Genomic DNA, 18,855 nt, shown 5'->3' with positions numbered 1-18,855 from the left:
GTTTTAGTCTTCTTCTCGGTTTAATACGCAGATTCAGTGCCAACTCACAGTAAATGCGGTAAACCCGCTTGTGATTCCAGCAGCAACTCTCAACATGCCGTAAATACGAGAAGCACAAACCAAAGCCCCAATCGGAATTTTCCTCAGTGAGTTCAATGAGCTGTTCAGCAATGAGTGCATTGTCATCGCTGAGTTTGGCTTGATAGCGGTAGCAGGTTTCACTAATGCCAAATGCTTTACAAGCCAAACGAATACTAATGGCATGCTGGGCAACTGCCTGTTGTGCCATCTTACGCCGGCAAGATGGCTTTACCCTTGCGTAGCAGTGCTACTCATTGCCATCGCTTCCTGGATGATTTCGGCCTTTAATCGCTCTTCAGCATACATTTTTTTAGTCTGGTATTTTCTGCTTCCAGCTCTTTCAGTCGAGCCATCAATGAGGTATCCATACCGCCATATTTGGCACGCCATTTATAAAACGTGGCATTACTCATGCCATGTTCACGACAAAGGGTGGCTACAGGTGTGCCAGACTTCGCCTGTTTTAAAATGGACATGATCTGGCTGTCAGTAAATTTAGATGTTTTCATGCAGAATCTCCTGCTCGTATCTTAAGAGAAAATTCTACTTTTAGATCCTATTATTTTTAGGGGGGATTACCCCCCTCACCACCCAACCAATGCTTTTAATAATTTTCAGGCAAAAAAAATCCCACATGGGAATGTGGGAAAACTAAGAAACTACAGCAATGTTCTATTCGCTTATTTTATCGTCATTCACTTGATATTCACTGGCAGAAAATTACAATTTCTTGCTGTGTTTTAAATCAATACATACCATTCAAACATCTCAACTTTAACGCTGATGTAAGGCCATAGAGTCTGATCATGGTTTTCGATCTAACTCGACCAATCCCTGACGGGCTTCAGTAATGATCATCTGGATTTCTTCATTCTGTTTTTGCTTCTGATCAAAATATACATACACACCCAGTGAAATTCCCACAGCTAAAATGATCAGTGCCATGCTGATGATTACATTTTGATTCATTGTATTTTGCTCAATCTTTCTTAGCCATCATTATGTGATGCAAATCACATTTACAACAATAACAAAAAAGCTCAAAAGCTACAAACAAAATACAATATTGTAACTACATTATAAAAATCACTTTATAATTTAACAATATAAGAAAAACCAAAATATAACGTCTATTCAAATAATATTTTTATAAAATTCAATTATCTTTAAAAATTCTTGTAAGCATCTTGCAAACTGTACTATCGCTTTGAGTAAAGTGTAATATTTAGGACGTTGTTGCTAAAAAAGATCCTGTGGAAACTTTAAAATTCACCCTAAAATTTAAAAATATTAATAAACAAAAAGTTAGTCGTTTTTTTCAATTCAAACATCAAAATATGATTTTAGATAGACCCAAAGCATTTGGCATTTTGTTTCAGATGAACCCTATATTTCTGTAATCAAATATACCAAACTCTACAAAGAAGCGGCTCAAAGTGTGGATTTCACAATAAATACTTGTAAACCCTTCCTCAACCGCTTAGCTTCAAAACTAGACAATTGCTGTGTTTAAACCACAATAACTCTTACAATGATGGTCTGATTTTCTTCGTTTTCTTCAGTGAGCTGTAAACGCTTCTGCTCTTTGCTGATTACTCTAAATCGCATATTTTGATATTCGATAATATTTGGTATTTGATCAAAATATTGAGCATCTGCCTCAATTTCTTCCTGAAATAAAGGTGTACCCAATTGATAATCCAAACTTTTTAATACCATATATTTTACTGTTGTTTTCATAAGCACCTGCCTTATCTTACTTTTTGCTTTACTTTTATTTTTATCACCGTTTATGCCCTGATTAAACTCATAATTGTAAATTTCGCTGTATTTATATGCAGTTAAATCAGCAGTGATGAGATTAAAACCAATTTTAGATTGATGATTTTCCGCACAAGTACAGAAAATTCAGTACACTTAAATAGCTTACTCTATTCCCTTGCAGATGAATCATGCTCAAACATTGCTGTGCCTTACTTGAACAACGCCAACTAACAGTGGCTTTTATTGAAAGTGCCAGTTCTGGTTATTTATGTAGCCAATTTTCTATCTATAAAAATAGTGGTGCGAATATTTTACTCGGTGGATTGGTCAGTTACGATCCAAGCATTAAACGTGAAATCCTGAAAGTCAGCGCAGAACTAATTGATACTTATACCGCTGAATCACCCGAAGTCACTCAAGCCATGGCAATTCAGGGGCAAAAGTTATTTAGCCGTGCGGACTTTGTAGTAGCATGCACAGGTTTACTCAAACCAGGTGGCAGTGCCACACCTGAAAAGCCCGTCGGAACATTTTTTATCGCCATTCAATATCTGCAGCAGACTTATCATTACCAATATTTTTTAGAAGGTAATCCTTTACAACGTCTAGAACAATTAACCAATTTGGTTGCTCAAAACCTAATAGATTTAATCCAGCAAGATTCTAATACGCCAATGACATCTTGAAATAAACCTAAAAAGTAAACTGCATAATTCACACACTTTATTCATGGTTCAGTCGTACACTCGCTTTATGTATAAAGTGGATGATCTATGCCATGCGCTACAACGTTATTCTGTTCGTTACTGCCAGTTTATGGCTACCTAGTTTTGCTTTTGCAACTGTTGGTGGTCCACAAAATATTGAAGTTTTAGGTTTAGATCAAGCAGATCAAAAAGTCTATTTAATGCGACATTATTTAGATGGTCGTGGTCGTTTACCGCAATTGTATTACTATCAACTCAACCGTACACAAACGAATTCCAAACAGTCACCTGTAAAACTGATTGAGGTTAAATCACTGTATATCAATCCAAAAACCAAACGCATTGATTATGATCAGAACAGTCAAAAATTTGATCGTGAAATTGCTAAAATTAAAAAGCGGTTGAAACCTTTAACGCCAATCCGTGCCAGTTCTGCCAAAATTCAAATCCTTTCAAAGAAGACAGTCTACGTCGCATCCTGGTTTGATCCTGAAATTAAAGTTCCTCAATTTAGCTACACCTACCGCATACGATATGGCAAGTATAAAAGTCCTGTCCAAAAGGCAGTGGATTATAAAACAGGATTAAGTATTTCTCAGCGCTATCAAATTCCGCAACACAATAAAGTGCTAATGACCATGAAATATTTAGGTATCCCTTTTGAAACAGGTTATAGCATTGAAGACCCTGTGTTACTTTCGCCTTAAATTTGTTCAATTATTTACTGCTCAAAAAATAAGGTTCCATTCACTCAGAATGAAACCTTATTTTTAGTTTAAAAGCAGTATCACTAAACCAAAATTCTGGCTATACCGCTTTTTAGAGTGCCAATTAAGCTGCTGAACGCTCTGCAATTGGTACAACTTTGCGTAATTCAGGACCAGTATAATCTGCACTTGGACGGATAATACGGTTATCAGCGCGCTGTTCCATTACGTGAGCAGCCCAACCTGTGACACGACTCATCACAAAAATCGGGGTGAACAGTTTAGTTGCAATACCCATGAAGTGATAAGCAGACGCATGGAAGAAGTCAGCATTACAGAACAATTTCTTCTCACGCCACATCACTTCTTCACAACGTACAGATACAGGATAAAGTACAGTATCACCTACATCTTGTGCCAAACGCTCAGACCAAATTTTGATGATGCCATTACGTGGATCATTGTCTTTATAGATTGCATGACCAAAGCCCATGATCTTTTCTTTACGCTCAAGCTTACCTAGCATTTCACGCTCAGCTTCTTCTGGCGAGGTCCAGTTTTCAATCATTTCCATCGCAGCTTCATTGGCACCGCCATGCAATGGACCACGTAATGAACCAATCGCACCTGTAATACATGAATGCATGTCAGATAAAGTGGATGCGCAAACACGTGCCGTAAAGGTCGATGCGTTGAACTCATGCTCTGCGTATAAAATTAATGATACGTTCATCACTTGTTCATGCAATTCATTTGGTTTTTCACCGCGTAATAAATGCAAGAATTGTGCACCGATTGAGTCATCGTCAGTATTTTCTTCAATACGTACGCCATCGTGACTATAGCGATACCAATAGCAGATAATGGCTGGCAAAGTTGCCAAAATACGGTCTGCAACATCTTGTTGCTGTTCAAATGACTGTTCGGTTTCTAGGTTACCTAACATTGAAACACCTGTACGCATCACATCCATTGGATGTGAATCTGCAGGAATACGCTCAAGCACTTCTTTCAATGCTTGTGGCAATGCACGTAAAGATTTCAATTTTGCTTTATAGGCAGCCAATTGCTCTGAAGTAGGCAATTCACCAAAGAAAATCAGGTAAGCAACTTCTTCAAACTGGCAATTTTCTGCCAAGTCTTGTACATCATAACCACGGTAAGTTAAGCCTGCGCCACTTTTACCTACAGTTGAGAGTGAAGTTTTACCCGCCACTTGTCCGCGCAATCCTGCGCCTGTGAGTACTTTTCCTTCAGCCATTTTTTTAATTCTCCTGTTTGAACAGCTTGTCTAATGTGTTTTCAAAAGTGTGATAATCAAGGAATTCGTATAATTCTTTACGTTGCTGCATTTTGTCTAAGACATTAACTTGAGTGCCATCTTTACGAATAGATTGCATCACTTCTAAGGCAGCTTTTTGCATGGCACGTGTTGGTGAAAGTGGATACAACACCATACGAATACCCTGCTCCGCCAATTCTTCTGTGGTGTAGTATGGGGTATCACCAAATTCAGTAATGTTTGCAAGTACTGGTACACCAACTGCATCACATACTGTTTTATACATGGTAATGTCTGTCATCGCTTCAGCAAAAATTGCATCTGCACCCGCTTCCACACATGCACAAGCACGGTCAATCACCGCTTGCAAACCTTCTTTTTGCAAGGCATCTGTACGTGCCATGACTACAAAGTTTGAATCAGTTTTTGCATCAACCGCAGCTTTAATTCGATCGACCATTTCTTGCTGAGTTACAATTTCTTTGTTTGGACGATGTCCGCAACGCTTTTGTGCAACCTGATCTTCAATGTGTACTGCAGCAGCACCTGCAGCAATCATTTGTTTAATACTGCGGGCAATATTAAATGCACCACCCCAACCAGTATCAATATCCACCAATAATGGAGTATCTACACGCTCAGTAATACGACGCACATCTTCCAAGACGTTGTCTAAACTGGTCATGCCCAAGTCAGGTAAACCGTAAGAGTAATTGGCGACACCTGCGCCAGATAAATAAATGGCTTTATAGCCAACCTGCTTTGCCATCATTGCAGCATAAGCATTTACCGTGCCGATAATTTGTAATGGCTTTTCCACTTCTAAAGCTTGTCTGAATCTTAAGCCCGCAGATGTTTGTTCTGTCATCTTCCTTTCCGCTTTTCTTACTATATTTTTCGAGGTTTGAGTATATCGGGAATGCAACGCTGCGCCATGACTTTTTAGAATCTATGCTCTAAAACTTTAGTCAAATAATTCGAAATTTTATTGCACAATAAATTTTCGTGATATTGCTTATTATTTAAATTTAATAAACATAGCTTTTCTGCACACTAAATAAGCAAAATTTTGCTTATTTTGAGTGTATTTCTATTTTTTCTGAATTCAAGCACGCTGCCCATACACTTCAACACAGCACGCTGTACATAAATTTGCTATAATAACAATCTCTCCCTTTGATCATTTGCTGAAATATTATCCAATATGCAAGATATCGCTCATTTAACCCCTTTCGGTAAAGATGTCCCTCCAACAAAGCGTGGACATGAGCGATGTGTGGCGCTGCTCGTCAGTGCAACTGATCTGTTTTTAGAACGTGGCTACGATGCCGTATCTTTAGATGATATTGTGCAGCATGCTGGCGGTTCTAAAGCTTCTATTTATAAATACTTTGGCAATAAAGAAGGCTTGTTTAAGGCGATTTGTGATTATCGCCGTGACAAATTTTTTCAGGATATTCACATCCCTTTTGAACAAATAGATTCAAATTTACGTGGTTATCTAATCCAAACCTTGCTGAATTTTTATCATCATATTCTAGCGCCTGAAAATGCAGCTTTTATGCGTTTGGTTTTAGAGCAAAGTCAGCGCAACCCCGACATTGCTTTACATATCCATGAACGTGGCCCTCTACACGTGCAATTGTGCATTGCCAAAGTGCTAGAGCATGCCAGCCAACAAGGACTCATTCGCTGCGAACACCCTGTTTATTCGGCACAATTGTATTTTGGAATTTTAAGAAATTTAGAATGGCGCATTATTATGGGCATTCCAAAACAAGAAACTGAACAAGAAACAATCAATTATGTAAGTTATTGTGTAGATCGCTTTCTAGACGCCCATCAAAAAGTCTAGTTTTTTTGCAATTTCTTCATCCTATAGTATATTAGCCGATTCCCTTTTTCACTTAACCAACCAACAACTAATTGTTGTTTTTCTCATTCAGCAATTATTGTGGAGTAACGAATGGCTCTACGTCACTTTCTAACATTACGCGATTTATCGACTTTAGAACTGAATCAAATTTTGCAACGCGCCATTGAGCTTAAGCGTAAACAGCATAACAATGAAGTTTTCCAACCCTTTGTGGGCAAAGTCTTGGGAATGATTTTTGAAAAATCTAGTACCCGAACTCGTGTATCGTTTGAAGCAGGTATGAGTCAGTTTGGTGGCAGCGCAATTTTCCTATCATCACGTGACACACAGTTAGGCCGTGGTGAACTGATTGAAGATTCTGCACGTGTCATTTCAAGCATGCTTGATATAGTGATGATTCGTACTTTCGGACATGACATTGTAGAACGTTTTGCATCTTATTCAAAAGTTCCAGTGATCAATGCTTTAACGGACGATCACCACCCTTGCCAGTTACTTGCAGACATGCAAACTTACTTAGAGCATCGCGGTTCAATTGAAGGTAAAACCGTGGCTTGGATTGGTGATGGCAACAACATGTGTAACTCTTATATTGAAGCTGCGCACATGTGGGGCTTTAATTTAAAAATTGCAACGCCTAAAGGCTATGAACCTGAACAACGTTTCCTGTCTGAATTTGCACACTGTGTAGAATTAGTAGACTCTGCTGAAGATGCCGCAGTCAATGCTGACCTGATTGTGACCGATGTTTGGGCGAGTATGGGGCAGGAAGAAGAACAAAAAATCCGTGAAAAAGCCTTTGCAGACTATCAAGTCAATGAGCGCTTGATGGACTTGGCACATCCAGATTGCTTGTTTATGCATTGTTTACCTGCGCACCGTGGTGAAGAAATTTCTGAAAATATGCTAGATCATAAAAACGCTGTAGTTTGGGATGAAGCCGAAAACCGCTTGCATGCTCAAAAAGCATTGGTTGAGTTTTTATTGAACGAAAACCTCAAAAAAGACTAAACGACTTCAAAGCATTGAGTACGCTTTGATGAGTTTTGTTACAAACAGCACCAAATGGTGCTGTTTTTTATTTGGCTCGTTATAATCTAAAACGACGGTTATTTTCTAAAATTTCAAAAAGAGCCTAGATGAATAATATGATGTATAAAACACTTGCGACAATAACACTTTGCGCAGCTGCAATGCTTGCTCATAGCACAACCTATGCTAAACCTAGCGAATTAGACCAATATTTGGTTCAGCACGATATTTTAACGGTTGACTACAAAATTAAAAATGTAACAGCTTTAAAAGAAATTTTAGATGTAATTAGCGATGAAGATTCACGTACTATGCCGTATCAAGTCGATCAAAATACCGTGATTGAACAAAGTACAACTACAGACAAGCAAATTAACATTCGTGGTATGATTATTTCACCCGATTTTACTCAATTTGTAGAAAGCACGGGCTACAACAATGTTAAAAACATGATTAAACAAAACTTGATTCATAACTGCGATTCAATGTTTGAGCATCAATTTCAGCGTGTAAATCCGTATGTATTGAATTTACAACTCAGTGCAGAGAAAACACAATTTAATGTGCTATTGCCGAATAGTGAATGTAAATTTAAAACAGATTAAATAAAAATTCTATAAACATCACATCCTCATTACAGGTTTAATAGGTTGAATACTCGATAAACATTTGAGATTTAACGTATTAAACCTTGAGGTTGTAAAATAATAATCAATGCACCCAAAATGACCACCATTCCCCCGAACATATCCCAACGGGTCAAATTAACCTGATCCACATACTTTAGCCAAATCAAAGCGGTGCAAATATAGATTCCGCCATACGCTGCATAAATTCGCCCCGATGCCGCAGGATGCAAAGTAAGCAACCACACAAAAGCCGCTAAAGCCAAAACTGTTGGCACCCAAAGCCACTGCGATTTTCCCTGATTCAAAATTAAATAAGGAAAATAACAACCTAATATTTCCATCACTGCTGTTATAAAAAATAAGAGCAAGCTACTGGCAATTTTTGTGATCTGAACATCCATAAGCGACTTTACTTAAAAGTGGAATACATAAAAAATAACCCATGTTGAACATGGGTTATTTTCATTCATGATAATGCAATATAAACGTTAAGCTGGTTCAGCAGTTTGATCTTCAAATACTTCAAGTTTCAAACCAACCGCTTTACCATTCTCTTTCTTCACAGAAACAGCGACATTACCACCCTGTTCAGCCAATTCACCGAATAAAATCATTTCTGCTAATGGTTTCTTCAAGTGTTCCTGAATCAGGCGTTGCATTGGGCGCGCGCCCATCAAGCGATCATATCCATGCTCAGCCATCCATTCACGTGCATCCTGATCGACCTCAAGAATGACTTTTTTATCATCCAATTGAGCTTGTAATTCAGTCAAGAATTTATCTACTACATTTTCAATCACGGTAGTTGGTAGCGCCTTAAATTGAATCACACCATCTAAACGGTTACGGAATTCTGGCGAGAAGGCTTTTTTCATTGCTTCTTGGTTGTCATTACTGTTGTCTTGATCCATGAAACCAATGCTGACTCGTGAAATACTTTCTGCACCAATATTGGTAGTCAGTACTAAAATCACATTACGGAAATCTGACTTACGACCATTATTGTCGGTCAATGAGCCGTGATCCATAATTTGCAGCAATAAGTTAAATACATCAGGATGTGCTTTTTCAATCTCATCTAGCAACAACACACAATGCGGGTTTTTATGAATCGCATCAGTGAGTAAGCCACCCTGATCAAAGCCTACATAACCCGGAGGCGCACCAATTAAACGTGAAACCGCATGACGCTCCATATATTCAGACATATCAAAGCGTACTAATTCCACACCTAACAATTTGGCCAACTGCTTGGTCACTTCAGTTTTACCCACGCCTGTAGGGCCTGCAAAAACGAAGCTGCCGACTGGTTTGTCTGGTGTTTTTAAGCCAGCGCGTGACAGTTTAATTGCAGATGCCAAAGCTTCAATGGCTTCATCTTGCCCAAATACCACACGTTTTAAATCACGTTCTAAATGTTCAAGTACGCTCTTGTCATCTTTAGATACAGTTTTAGGTGGGATACGTGCAATTTTCGACACGATATCTTCAATGTTTTCAACTGTGATTAAAGTGTCATCCTGCTCGGCTCTTAAACGGCGCTGTGCACCCGCTTCATCAATCACATCAATGGCTTTGTCTGGCAAGAAACGGTCATTGATAAATTTAGCCGATAGCTCTACCGCAGACACCAAGGCTTTATCGTCATATTTTACATGGTGAAATTCTTCAAATTTCGATTTTAAACCACGTAAAATATCAACCGTTTCTGAAATTGAAGGTTCATTGACATCAATTTTTTGGAAACGGCGTGACAGCGCATGATCTTTTTCAAATACCTGACGATATTCTTGGAATGTAGTCGAGCCAATACAGCGTAGAGTGCCATTTGCCAACGCAGGTTTAATTAAGTTTGACGCATCCATAGTGCTGCCCATGCTCGAGCCTGCACCAATAATCATGTGAATTTCATCAATAAATAAAATCGCATCAGGTTTCTTTTTCAAGGCATTTAATAGTTGTTTTAAACGCTTTTCAAAATCACCACGATATTTCGTTCCTGCAACCAAAGCACCAATATCTAAGCTATACACTTCTGCATTGGCCAATGGTGCTGGTGCTTTACCATTCACAATCAACCAAGCCAAACCTTCGGCAATGGAAGTTTTACCCACGCCTGGGTCGCCTACCAACAATGGGTTATTTTTACGACGACGACACAAAATTTGTGCAGCACGCTCAATTTCTTTTTCGCGACCAATTAAAGGATCAGTTTTACCCTTTTGAGCTTCAGTATTTAAATTCAGCGTGTAAAGCTCAAGCGGGCCTGCATTGGCAGAGCTTGAACTTTCACCATCTAACTCTTCAATTTCTTCTTCAGCTTGTGTTTCATCTTTACGGGTCCCGTGTGATAGGTATTGCGTTAAAGTCAAACGGTTAATTTGATGACGTTTAAGCAAATACACCGCAAATGAATCTCGCTCAGAGTACATTGCCACTAAAATATCTGCACCTTCAACGGTGCGGTCACCACCGCTAGATTGCACATGGAAAATACCACGCTGCAAAATACGGTCAAAACTTTCGGTTGGATGTGGCGCCTGATCACTATTTTCAGCAAGTTTAGGGGTATGTTGTTCTACATATTCTTCTAATTCTTTACGCAGCACCACAACGTCTGCGCCACATGCTTTTAACGCATTAACTGCAGAATCGTTATCTAATAAAGCCAATAATAAATGTTCAACCGTTAAGAACTCATGTCTCTTTTGACGAGCCATGCTAACAGCCAAACGTAATGATACTTCTAATTGACGACTGAGCATGCAACCCCCTTAATCTTTAGGCTCAATCTGACAAAGTAATGGATGACCTTGTGATCGAGCGTAATTATTGACTTGGTTCGCTTTCGTTTCCGCAATGTCCCGCGGATAGACCCCTGCGACACCTTTTCCTTCATAATGTACAGTTAGCATTACTTGGGTGGCTTGGTCAAGATTCATTGCAAAGTATTGTTGTAAAATTTCAATTACAAAGTCCATTGGGGTGTAATCATCGTTCATTAAAACGACAGCATACAAAGGTGGGCGCTTTAATTGTGGTGGTGCAGTCTGAACTGCAATGTCGCCATCATCTTCATGCCCTTCATCATCCACCGCCAAACGTGGGCTTAAATGCCAATCGACATAGCCAGATTGATGAAAATTATTTTTAATTTCGTTTAAACAAATAGATCGTTTCTGGGTTCGCATAAGTTTTACATATCACACATTATTGAGCACTGGCTTCTGCTTGTGGAATTTCAGCAATAAATGCTGAATCGGCTTCCACAGCTTTGCCCTTACTCCAACTGAAACGCTTGATGACAGGCGTTGAGCCATTGACACGGACTTCAATAAAATCTGGATTAAAGCCTTTTGGCATTGTCCAGCGTCCCGTTAAACGCTCATAATTATCAAAATTAAAATTACTGTCTTCCATTGGAATAACCAATACTTCTGTGCCCTGAATTAAACGCAACTCGACTGTACCGCTTGCACGGCGTTTATTTGGGCTGACTTGTACTAAATCGACCTGATATTCATAGGCATTTTCAGGTAAAGGTTTTACCCCTAAATTCTGTACAGTCAGACTCAAACCTCCACGCTGACGCAATACTTCACGATAGATCGCACTCATTCCCTCAGTACGTTGCTTATCTTCAGTCGCTTGCGTAAATGCTTCGTATAAGTCATTCGAGTTACTCACCGCAACATCACGCTCTTGCACTGCAGCATTTAAACTTTTATTTAGGCTTTCTAAACGGGTTTTCTGTTCCTGAACCACTTCAACCAGTTGTTCAGCATCAGCATCATAACCCACCACTGTTAAGCCTTGACGATGTCCAACTGAATATCCTAAAAAACCACTGCCTAAAATTAAAATTGCAGCACCAATCGCTAAAGGCGCATTTGTTTCAAGAAATGGCTTTTTTTCTGGTGGTGGCGCAGATGGTGTCGTGGTTGAATTCGACTGTGACGTGGTTTCAGTATCAGAGTTATGCATCGTCATCTCTTGTTTTGATTCATTCAAAACACACATTTAAATCGAAATCTAAATGTGTGTGAAGTTGAAAAACGTGTTTTATGGTAATAAACCAATCACCTCAAGTCCTGCGTTTTCAGCAAAACCAAACATCAGGTTCATATTTTGTACGGCTTGCCCTGCTGCACCTTTCACCAAGTTGTCTTGTGCAACCAAAAGTACCAATTTTTTTGGTTGAGGTTTATACAACGCAATACGCAACTGGTTGGCGCCACGTACTGAACGTGTTTCTGGTGAACTGTTGGCTGGCATTACATCTACAAATTGCTCATTGGCATAAAACTGCTCATACAAGCTTTGTAAATCTGCTGCATCGCCAGCATCAGTCAAATCTACATAAATGGTGCTGAGCATACCGCGAATCATCGGCACTAAATGCGGTACAAATAATATGTGATTGAACACATTTTTTTGACCCGAAATATTTTCTAGTGCTTCTACAATTTCAGGATGATGGCGATGCCCCGCAACACCATAGGCTTTAAAGTTATCTGCATTTTCAGAGTAAATCATGCCCAGACTGGCTTTACGGCCTGCACCAGATACACCTGATTTTGCATCAATAATAATGCTTTCAGGTTTCACTAAAGCTTCAGCTTGTTTAAACAATGGTGCTAAACCAAGCTGTACCGTGGTTGGATAACAACCAGGGTTACCAATCACTTGCGCTTGTTTAATTTGTTCACGGTTAAGTTCAGATAAACCATAAACCGAATCTTTTAAAATTTCTGGGCAGGCATGCTGCATGCCATACCATTTTTCAAATTGTGCTAAATCCTGCAAACGGAAATCTGCAGCAAGATCGACCACTTTTGTATTGGCGGCAACAAGTTCCGCAGCATGTTGCATAGCAACACCATGCGGCGTAGCAAAGAACACTACATCGCACTGTTTTAATTCTTCGATGTTTAAATCGGAATAGCAAAGGTCAGTATGTCCACGTAGACTTGGGAACATATCATCTACACGGCGACCCGCTTCTGTACGTGAAGTCAGTACATTTACTTTTACATTTGGGTGTCGTAGCAAAAGACGCAATAATTCAACGCCTGTATAACCTGTACCACCGACAATACCAACTGAAATCACGTGCATTACCTCAATTCAAAAGCATGTTTAAGCTAACGCTATAGTATGACAGGAAGTTTTGGTTTTCTAAACTGTTTTACTTGGGTTTTAAGGCTTTTCTTTATTCTGTTGATTTTATATTGAAAAATACATTTAATTATAAACAATACGCCCAACACCTCTTCATTACAGCACAGCCATGTAATGTACGTGTTGGCTTTTTTTATTCATACCACCACCAAGGCAAATGTGTTGTTTTCAGCTGTTTACGGTGTTGCAAATAGTGCGCATCATGCCGCTGCACCTCTGCCCAAAACTTCGCACTATGATCAAAATGCCGTGTATGTGCCAACTCATGCACACTCACATAACGCACAATCTGTTTAGGAAATAAAACCAAAGCACTATTTAGCATTATATGCTGTTGCGCACTACAACTGCCCCAACGCGTTTTGGGCTGACGAACCGCACACTGTTTAAACGGAAAATCTGTTTCATTGCTCACCGTTTGCAAGTATGCAGGCAACATCTGTTTGGCATAAGCAATCACAAAAGCTTTTAAATATGCTGCGGGCTGGCGGTCACTAATAAAAAGACAATGCAGTTTTAAATCTAAAATAAAACTGTGTTTTTGGATTTGATAACGAATATTTAAAGGCTCAGCCAAATCAAAAAGTGACAACTGATTTGGCAATTCACGCTGAACAAGTCCTTGCTGCGCCTGTTGTTTATGCCAAGCATCTATCATCCACTGTTCAGATTGCTGCAAGAAATCCTGAATTTGTCGCTGGGTACAATGCTTTGGCACAGTTAAACGAATTTGATGCGGTTCGACACGTAAACGTAAACGTGTTGCTCTTGCATGTGGTGTGATTTGAATTTCAGGTAAGCTGGAAATCATATTTTTATTAGTATTTGAATTATCTTTACTCAAGCAAATACTCTACTCTCAGTGATTTTGATGATTTATAAAGATTCGGTCTTGGTTGTAAAATGTTTGTCGTAAAATGAATATTGAAAAGTTCCCTTTCCTTACAAAGAAAAGGAAACTTTCATTAGAGAAAAATATAAATCAAAACTCAATTTACATAACGGTTTATATAAATTTATATGCCTTAAACTGCGGTACGCTCTTCAATACCGTTATTGGTTGCAACAATCGCAATATTGGCTTTATTAATCGCAAAAATACCGTTAGTCACGACACCAGGAATATCATTCAGCGTTTTCTCTAATTCCAACGCATTCAAAATATTCAGGTTATATACATCTAAAATCACGTTGCCGTTATCGGTCACTACACCTTCACGGTAAGCAGGGTCACCACCTAAAGCCACAACTTTACGTGCTACCGCAGAACGTGCCATTGGAATCACTTCAATTGGCAATGGGAACTCACGCCCTAACTGCTCTACCCATTTAGAATCATCTACAATACAAATAAACTTACGTGCAATAGATGCCACAATTTTTTCACGGGTCAACGCCGCACCACCGCCCTTGATCATGTGCATGTGACGATCAATTTCATCTGCACCATCGACATACGCATCTAGGCTGCCTACAGAATTCATATCTACAACTTCAATACCAAGCTTTTTTAAACGCTCAGCCGTCGCTTCTGAACTTGCCACTGCAGCCTCAAGTTGCAATTCAGGCAATAAATCGATCAGGAAGTTCACCGTACTGCCTGTTCCCACCCCTAAAATTCCGCCTTTAGGCAAATGTTTTAAAGCTGCTTTTGCAGCGGCTTGCTTCTTTTCATCTTGGGTAGCATACAGACTCATGACTTCACTCAACTATTTTTGACATTTATTGCCGATTTTACAGCGCAAATGTGCAGGGGTTTGTTACAATAACCCCTTATTTTAAACTGTTAGATGGAAGATTAACATGCTGTCTCGTTTGGTTCGACAAATTTTACAAGCAACAGTCTACGATGTTGCAATCGAAACCCCACTCGAAGCAGCGCCACGAATTAGCGAAAAACTAAATAATAACATCCGCTTTAAACGTGAAGACTTACAACCCGTATTCTCTTTTAAATTACGTGGTGCCTACAACCGCATCAGTCAATTACCCAAAGAGCAACTTGCACGAGGTGTGATTACCGCTTCTGCTGGCAACCATGCACAAGGTGTAGCTCTGTCTGGGCAAAAATTGGGTATTCGTGCCATTATCGTCATGCCTAAGACCACACCCGATATTAAAGTACAAGCGGTGAAACGCTTAGGCGGTGAAGTGGTGTTACATGGCGACTCTTTTGATGTTGCCAATAAATATGCAATTCAGCGTGCCAAAGACGAAGGCATGACTTTTATTCCACCGTATGACGATGAATTGGTCATGGCAGGTCAAGGCACCATTGCCAATGAAATTTTACGTCAATGGCGTGATGTAGAATATGTCTTCGTTGCTGTTGGTGGGGGCGGTTTAATTGCTGGTGTTGCGGCGTATTTGGGGGATGTTGCACCACATGTCAAAGTCATACCTGTAGAATATGATGAATCGGCTTGTTTAAAAGCCGCATTTGAAGCCAATGAACGTGTGATTTTACCGCAAGTGGGTTTATTTGCCGATGGTACTGCCGTCGCACAAATTGGTGAAAAACCATTTGAAGTGCTGCAACTGCAAAAATCAGATCAATCTGGGCCAATTGTTGAGCGCGATGTCGTTTTGGTAAATACCGATGAAATCTGTGCCGCAATTAAAGATACCTTTGATGAAAACCGTAGTATTGTTGAACCTTCAGGTGCAATGGCATTGGCAGGTATCAAAAAATACGTCGAGCAGCATCAACTGCAAAATAAAAATATTGTGTCCATTGTATGTGGCGCCAATATGAACTTTGACCGCTTGCGCTACATTGCTGAACGCACTGAACTGGGCGAACATAAAGAAGCAATTTTTGCGGTGACCATTCCTGAAGAAAAAGGCGCTTTCCTCAACTTCTGCCGTGCACTACAAGGCCGCAACATCACTGAGTTTAACTACCGTGCCAGTGATGCCACAGCTGCACAGGTCTTTGTCGGCATTAGCTTAAAATCAGGTGAAAAAGAACGCCACGACATTTATGAGTTACTTAAAACTCAGTACGATGTAGATGATTTATCTGATGATGAAGTTGCCAAACTGCATATTCGTTATTTGGTAGGCGGTCATGCCGATATTGAAAATGAGCGTTTATTCCGTGTGGAATTCCCTGAACGTCCAGGCGCGTTACTCACCTTCTTAGAACGCTTAGGCCCAACACACAACATTACCTTGTTCCACTACCGTAACCACGGTGCAGCAGAAGGTCGTGTATTGGTTGGTTTAGAAGCATCGGATGCCAAACAGAACCCAGATGGTTTAATTGAAACGTTGGAAAATATCACTTATCCATACGCAGAAATTACCAATAACTTAGGCTATCAACGCTTCTTAAAATAATTTGCTGATTTGTTCCCATCTACAAAAAAACCGCTGATTCAGGCGGTTTTTTAGTCATAATGCTACAGTGTGACACAAGGAATTATTTTAAAATATTCATCTCTGTTGAGCGTATTTAAAATACGCAGCTTCAGGCAAAATAAATCACAGCTCACGTACAATAAAACACTTTTTCAGGATAATGCTATGGCGCAATTTGCAGTCATTGGTTTAGGCAGCTTTGGTGCCACGGTTGCTACGCAACTGGTCAAGTTAAACCACGATGTTATTGGCATAGACAGCAATAAAAAATTTGTAGAAAACATTGCCGATCAAATTACCCATGCGGTCATTGCTGATGCCACTGATGAGCACGTTTTAGAAGAATTGAACATTCAAAATTGTGATGCTGTGGTTGTCGCAATTGGTGAAGATATTGAAGCCAGTATTTTATGTGTTCTCAATTTAAAGAATATGGGCATCACTAAAATATACGTGAAAGCCAAAAGTAAAGCACATACCATGATTTTAACCCATTTAGGTGTTACCAAAATTATTCACCCAGAAGAAGATATGGGCGTGCGGATTGCACAATCGCTAAGCTATCCTATGGTGAGTCGCTATATGAGCCTGAATGACGACCATTTCATTGTAAAAGTAAAAATTAAAGACAACTTGCACGGCACACGTATTCAGAGTCTGATGTCACATGCCCCAGAAGTTAAACTTTTATTGTTCAAACGTGCTGAAACCATTTTCTATACACTTGAATCCAATTTAATGCTACAAACTGGTGACATTTTGGTTGTTGAAGGGCGACTTGAACCGCTCAAACGCTTATCTAAACAATTTAAATCAGAATGAAAACATCATCTAAGCTCCCTGTAAAAACGGTCAATTTAAGCCCGCCTAGCCTTTTAGCGCTAGGCTTTTTAAGCTTTATCTGTATTGGTACCATTCTGCTGAAATTACCTATTTCACATCATGGTGATATGACATGGATTAACGCCCTATTTACTGCAACTTCTGCAGTAACCATTACAGGACTATCTGTGGTCAATATTGGTGATGCTTATACCGTATTTGGGCAAATGGTCATTATGTTGCTTTTACAATGTGGTGGCTTAGGTTTTATGACCTTTGCAATTTTAGCGGTTTTAAGTTTGTCCGCTAAAATTGGACTCAAACAACAAATTATGGCGCAAGACACGATTGGGCAAACCAATCTGTCTAAAGTAGCAATGACCATTAAAGGTGTATTGCTGTATTCACTGTTTTTTGAAGGCATTGGCACACTAATTCTAACGATCGCTTGGATGCAGGATTACCCTTTTCAAGATGCCTTTTTCTATGCTGCTTTTTATAGTGTGTCTGCATTTAATAATGGCGGCTTTTCATTATTTCCCAATAGCTTAATGAGCTTTGCAGATCAGTATTTGATTACACTTACCATTAGTATGCTCTATATTATTGGCGGTGTAGGCTTTGTGGTACTCATGGATATTAAACGAGCCAAACGCTGGAAAACACTTTCACCCAATAGCAAACTCATTCTTTCTACTATTGCAGGATTAAACCTCGTCGCATTTTTGCTGATTTGGGCCATTGAAGCCAGCAATCCGCATACCCTTGCTGCGATGAGTATTGGCGACCAAGCCCTCAATGCTTGGTTCCATGCCACCGTGCCGCGTTCATCTGGCTTCAACAGTTTAGATATGACCAGCATGCAAAATGCCAGCACCCTACTCACCATGTTGCTGATGTTTATTGGTGGCGGTTCGCTCAGTACCGCAGGTGGCATTAAAGTGGGTACATTTATTATTGTCGTTTTAAGTGTGATCAGCTTTTTAAGACGCTCAGATGAAGTTCGTGTATTTAATCATGCCGTACCTGAACGGACGACTTTTAAAGCATTGGCTGTGGTCAGCATTACAGGAATGTTGATTACAATCGGTATCTTCAGCCTACTTCTATTTGAACCTAAGCAAAATTTTTTGGATTTACTTTTTGAAGTGGTTTCTGCTGCCTGCACGGTAGGTTTATCTCGTGGTGTCACAGGCGAATTACAACCTGCCAGTTTAATTGTATTAATGCTGCTGATGTTTGCAGGACGTCTAGGGCCTCTGACCTTGGCCTATTTAATTGCGACACCACAAAAAAGCCGTCTTAAACACCCTAATGCAGATATTCAGGTTGGATAAAACAAACACATGCGATAGAAAAATAAACGCCAATCTTCAAGATTGGCGTTTTAAATTCAGTTAAAAACGTTTTT

Annotated in this window: 19 protein-coding genes and 1 pseudogene; 8 read left to right on the top strand and 12 right to left on the bottom strand. The window is 39.6% G+C overall.

Features of this window, described 5'->3' with window-relative positions:
- The 3 genes and pseudogenes from HHA41_RS04545 to HHA41_RS04535 all read right to left on the bottom strand — a co-directional run.
- Positions 1-590, bottom strand: a pseudogene (locus tag HHA41_RS04545) (transposase); the annotation flags it as partial.
- Between the two features lie 295 nt (positions 591-885).
- Positions 886-1,050 carry a hypothetical protein gene (locus HHA41_RS04540; protein ID WP_168417353.1) on the bottom strand — a complete coding sequence of 55 codons (165 nt, stop codon included), beginning with the start codon at positions 1,048-1,050 and terminating at the stop codon, positions 886-888.
- Positions 1,051-1,590: 540 nt separating this feature from the next.
- Positions 1,591-1,821, bottom strand: a complete 231-nt coding sequence (locus tag HHA41_RS04535) for a hypothetical protein (RefSeq protein ID WP_168417354.1) — start codon at positions 1,819-1,821, stop codon at positions 1,591-1,593.
- 212 nt (positions 1,822-2,033) lie between these two features.
- Between HHA41_RS04535 and HHA41_RS04530 the strand changes: the two genes are divergently transcribed.
- Positions 2,034-2,531, top strand: a complete 498-nt coding sequence (locus HHA41_RS04530) for a nicotinamide-nucleotide amidohydrolase family protein (protein WP_168460714.1) — start codon at positions 2,034-2,036, stop codon at positions 2,529-2,531.
- A gap of 92 nt (positions 2,532-2,623) precedes the next feature.
- The gene (locus tag HHA41_RS04525) at positions 2,624-3,259 is read left to right on the top strand and encodes an aminotransferase (RefSeq protein WP_168460712.1); all 636 of its coding nucleotides are present in this window, start codon (positions 2,624-2,626) and stop codon (positions 3,257-3,259) included.
- 124 nt (positions 3,260-3,383) lie between these two features.
- Here HHA41_RS04525 and prpC read toward each other — a convergent pair whose 3' ends face one another.
- The gene (prpC, locus tag HHA41_RS04520; protein ID WP_004973461.1) at positions 3,384-4,520 is read right to left on the bottom strand and encodes a 2-methylcitrate synthase; all 1,137 of its coding nucleotides are present in this window, start codon (positions 4,518-4,520) and stop codon (positions 3,384-3,386) included.
- Positions 4,521-4,524: 4 nt separating this feature from the next.
- Entirely contained in the window at positions 4,525-5,409 is an 885-nt protein-coding gene (prpB, locus tag HHA41_RS04515; protein WP_004973459.1) for a methylisocitrate lyase, read from the bottom strand.
- A gap of 336 nt (positions 5,410-5,745) precedes the next feature.
- Between prpB and HHA41_RS04510 the strand changes: the two genes are divergently transcribed.
- The 3 genes from HHA41_RS04510 to HHA41_RS04500 all read left to right on the top strand — a co-directional run bounded on the left by HHA41_RS04510 (position 5,746) and on the right by HHA41_RS04500 (position 8,054).
- Positions 5,746-6,396, top strand: coding sequence for a TetR/AcrR family transcriptional regulator (locus HHA41_RS04510; RefSeq protein WP_168417358.1), 651 nt, complete (start codon positions 5,746-5,748; stop codon positions 6,394-6,396).
- Positions 6,397-6,507: 111 nt separating this feature from the next.
- Positions 6,508-7,428, top strand: a complete 921-nt coding sequence (gene argF / locus HHA41_RS04505) for an ornithine carbamoyltransferase (RefSeq protein ID WP_168460710.1) — start codon at positions 6,508-6,510, stop codon at positions 7,426-7,428.
- A gap of 182 nt (positions 7,429-7,610) precedes the next feature.
- Positions 7,611-8,054, top strand: coding sequence for a hypothetical protein (locus HHA41_RS04500; protein ID WP_228284146.1), 444 nt, complete (start codon positions 7,611-7,613; stop codon positions 8,052-8,054).
- Positions 8,055-8,125: 71 nt separating this feature from the next.
- Here the strand turns inward: HHA41_RS04500 and HHA41_RS04495 are convergent, their stop codons facing one another.
- The 7 genes from HHA41_RS04495 to rpiA form a co-directional block, all read right to left on the bottom strand.
- The gene (locus HHA41_RS04495; RefSeq protein ID WP_168460706.1) at positions 8,126-8,479 is read right to left on the bottom strand and encodes a YnfA family protein; all 354 of its coding nucleotides are present in this window, start codon (positions 8,477-8,479) and stop codon (positions 8,126-8,128) included.
- 87 nt (positions 8,480-8,566) lie between these two features.
- Positions 8,567-10,843 carry an ATP-dependent Clp protease ATP-binding subunit ClpA gene (gene clpA, locus HHA41_RS04490; protein ID WP_168417362.1) on the bottom strand — a complete coding sequence of 759 codons (2,277 nt, stop codon included), beginning with the start codon at positions 10,841-10,843 and terminating at the stop codon, positions 8,567-8,569.
- A gap of 9 nt (positions 10,844-10,852) precedes the next feature.
- The gene (gene clpS, locus HHA41_RS04485) at positions 10,853-11,269 is read right to left on the bottom strand and encodes an ATP-dependent Clp protease adapter ClpS (protein ID WP_168417363.1); all 417 of its coding nucleotides are present in this window, start codon (positions 11,267-11,269) and stop codon (positions 10,853-10,855) included.
- Between the two features lie 19 nt (positions 11,270-11,288).
- Complete coding sequence (locus tag HHA41_RS04480) at positions 11,289-12,068, bottom strand: DUF6776 family protein (RefSeq protein ID WP_228284145.1); 780 nt, start codon at positions 12,066-12,068, stop codon at positions 11,289-11,291.
- Positions 12,069-12,140: 72 nt separating this feature from the next.
- On the bottom strand, positions 12,141-13,196 hold the full coding sequence (argC, locus tag HHA41_RS04475) for an N-acetyl-gamma-glutamyl-phosphate reductase (RefSeq protein ID WP_171525230.1): 1,056 nt from the start codon (positions 13,194-13,196) through the stop codon (positions 12,141-12,143).
- A 196-nt stretch (positions 13,197-13,392) separates the two neighbouring features.
- The gene (locus HHA41_RS04470) at positions 13,393-14,070 is read right to left on the bottom strand and encodes a SprT family zinc-dependent metalloprotease (RefSeq protein WP_168460720.1); all 678 of its coding nucleotides are present in this window, start codon (positions 14,068-14,070) and stop codon (positions 13,393-13,395) included.
- A gap of 214 nt (positions 14,071-14,284) precedes the next feature.
- Positions 14,285-14,956, bottom strand: a complete 672-nt coding sequence (rpiA, locus tag HHA41_RS04465) for a ribose-5-phosphate isomerase RpiA (protein WP_168460700.1) — start codon at positions 14,954-14,956, stop codon at positions 14,285-14,287.
- Positions 14,957-15,062: 106 nt separating this feature from the next.
- On the opposite strand from rpiA, the gene ilvA reads away from it, so the two are divergent.
- From ilvA to HHA41_RS04450, 3 genes are all read left to right on the top strand, one after another.
- Complete coding sequence (gene ilvA, locus HHA41_RS04460; RefSeq protein WP_168417367.1) at positions 15,063-16,601, top strand: threonine ammonia-lyase, biosynthetic; 1,539 nt, start codon at positions 15,063-15,065, stop codon at positions 16,599-16,601.
- 186 nt (positions 16,602-16,787) lie between these two features.
- The gene (locus tag HHA41_RS04455) at positions 16,788-17,444 is read left to right on the top strand and encodes a TrkA family potassium uptake protein (RefSeq protein WP_168460698.1); all 657 of its coding nucleotides are present in this window, start codon (positions 16,788-16,790) and stop codon (positions 17,442-17,444) included.
- Positions 17,441-18,781: a TrkH family potassium uptake protein gene (locus HHA41_RS04450; protein WP_168460696.1), complete on the top strand. Its 1,341-nt coding sequence runs from the start codon at positions 17,441-17,443 to the stop codon at positions 18,779-18,781. Before HHA41_RS04455 ends, HHA41_RS04450 begins: the two co-directional genes overlap by 4 nt.
- The last annotated feature ends 74 nt before the right edge of the window (positions 18,782-18,855 follow it).

Origin of the sequence: Acinetobacter sp. A1 (assembly GCF_012371315.1) — a bacterium.
In the GTDB taxonomy this organism is placed as follows: Bacteria; Pseudomonadota; Gammaproteobacteria; order Pseudomonadales; family Moraxellaceae; genus Acinetobacter.
Note: the sequence above shows the minus strand (reverse complement) of the source record. Positions and strands in the feature narration are given on the sequence as shown.